This window comes from Caballeronia pedi (assembly GCF_001544915.2).
Taxonomy (GTDB): domain Bacteria; phylum Pseudomonadota; class Gammaproteobacteria; order Burkholderiales; family Burkholderiaceae; genus Caballeronia; species Caballeronia pedi.
The window spans coordinates 1-2,079 of record NZ_FCOE02000101.1 but is presented as its reverse complement, the minus strand read 5'-3'; the positions used below and the strand labels follow the sequence as shown (position 1 = coordinate 2,079).

Here is a 2,079-nt window from a genome sequence, read left to right as displayed (position 1 = left end):
TGCGCTGCCGCCGACCGTACCGGCCACGCGTTGCTGCACACGCTGTATCAGCAGAACGTCGCGGCCAAGACGCACTTCTTCGTCGAATGGATGGCGCTGGATCTGATCCGCGACGCCGAGGGCGATGTGCTCGGCGTCACTGCGCTCGAAATGGAAACGGGCGAGGTGTACATCCTCGAAGGCAAGACGACGCTGTTCGCCACGGGCGGCGCGGGCCGCATCTTCGCGGCATCGACGAATGCGTTCATCAATACGGGCGATGGCCTCGGCATGGCCGCACGCTCGGGCATCGCGCTGCAGGACATGGAGTTCTGGCAGTTCCACCCGACGGGCGTGGCCGGCGCGGGCGTGCTGATCACCGAAGGCGTGCGCGGCGAAGGCGGCATTTTGCGTAACGCGAACGGCGATCGCTTCATGGAGCGCTATGCGCCGACGCTGAAGGATCTCGCACCGCGTGACTTCGTTTCGCGCTCGATGGACCAGGAAATCAAGGAAGGCCGCGGCGTGGGTCCGAACAAGGATCACGTGCTGCTGGACCTGTCGCACATCGGCGCGGAGACGATCATGAAGCGTCTGCCGTCGATTCGCGAGATCGCGCTGAAGTTCGCCAACGTCGACTGCATCAAGGAGCCGATTCCGGTGGTGCCGACCATCCACTATCAGATGGGCGGTATTCCGACCAACATGCATGGTCAGGTCGTGGGCACCGCGAAGGGTTATGACGATCCGGTCAACGGCTTCTACGCGGTGGGCGAATGCTCGTGCGTATCCGTGCACGGCGCGAACCGTCTGGGCACGAACTCGCTGCTCGATCTGGTGGTGTTCGGCCGCGCGGCGGGCAATCACATCATCAAGCACGCGAAGGAACTGAAGGAGCACAAGCCCTTGCCGGCCGATGCCGCCGACTTCGCGATGGAACGTCTCGCGGTGCTGGAGAAGTCCACCTCGGGCGAATACACGCAGGACATCGCGGGCGACATCCGCGCGTCGATGCAGGCGCATGCGGGCGTGTTCCGCACCTCGAAGCTGCTGGAAGAGGGCGTGGGCAAGATCGCGGAGCTGGCCGAGCGCGTGAAGCACGTGCATCTGAAGGACAAGTCGAAGGTGTTCAACACGGCGAAGGTCGAGGCGCTGGAGCTGGCGAATCTGATCGAAGTGGCGCGCGCGACGATGGTGTCGGCCGAAGCGCGCAAGGAAAGCCGCGGCGCGCACGCGCACAGCGACTACGAACATCGCGACGACGAGAACTGGATGCGTCACACGCTGTGGTTCAGCGAGGGCGATCGGCTGGATTACAAGCCGGTGCAGATGAAGCCGCTGACGGTCGAATCGGTGCCGCCGAAGGCGCGTACCTTCTAAGCGCACGAGGATAGAGAAATGGCAAAGAGAATTTTTGAAGTCTATCGCTACGATCCGGACAAGGACGCGGCGCCGCGCATGCAAACGTACGAGCTCGAACTCGAGCACGAGCGCATGTTGCTGGACGCGCTGGTGAAGCTGAAGTCGGTGGATGAGACGCTGTCGTTCCGTCGTTCGTGCCGCGAGGGCGTGTGCGGTTCGGACGCGATGAACATCAACGGCAAGAACGGCCTCGCGTGCCTGACGAACCTGAACGAACTGCCGCAGAAGATCGTGCTGCGTCCGCTGCCGGGGCTGCCGGTGGTGCGCGACCTGATCTGCGATTTCACGCAGTTCTTCAACCAGTATCATTCGATCAAGCCGTATCTGATCAACGATACGCCGCCGCCCGAGAAAGAGCGCCTGCAATCACCCGTGGAGCGCGACGAACTCGATGGTCTCTACGAGTGCATTCTGTGCGCGAGCTGCTCGACGTCGTGCCCGAGCTTCTGGTGGAACCCGGACAAGTTCGTGGGACCGGCGGGTCTGCTGCAAGCCTATCGCTTCATCGCGGACAGCCGCGATCAGGCGACGGGCGAGCGGCTCGACAACCTGGAAGATCCGTATCGTCTGTTCCGTTGCCATACGATCATGAATTGCGTCGACGTGTGCCCCAAGGGGCTCAATCCGACCAAGGCGATCGGCAAGATCAAGGAATTGATGGTGCGACGGGCTGTCTGA

General features: G+C 62.7%; 2 protein-coding genes. Both read left to right on the top strand.

Annotation, left to right across the window (positions count from 1 at the left end; translation table 11 throughout):
- Positions 1-1,359, top strand: a 1,359-nt coding sequence (locus AWB80_RS42670) for an FAD-binding protein (RefSeq protein WP_061180599.1), incomplete at its 5' end; no start/stop codon positions are given.
- Positions 1,360-1,377: 18 nt separating this feature from the next.
- Positions 1,378-2,079 (top strand): succinate dehydrogenase iron-sulfur subunit, encoded by a 702-nt coding sequence (locus AWB80_RS42665; protein WP_061180598.1) that lies wholly within the window; start codon positions 1,378-1,380, stop codon positions 2,077-2,079.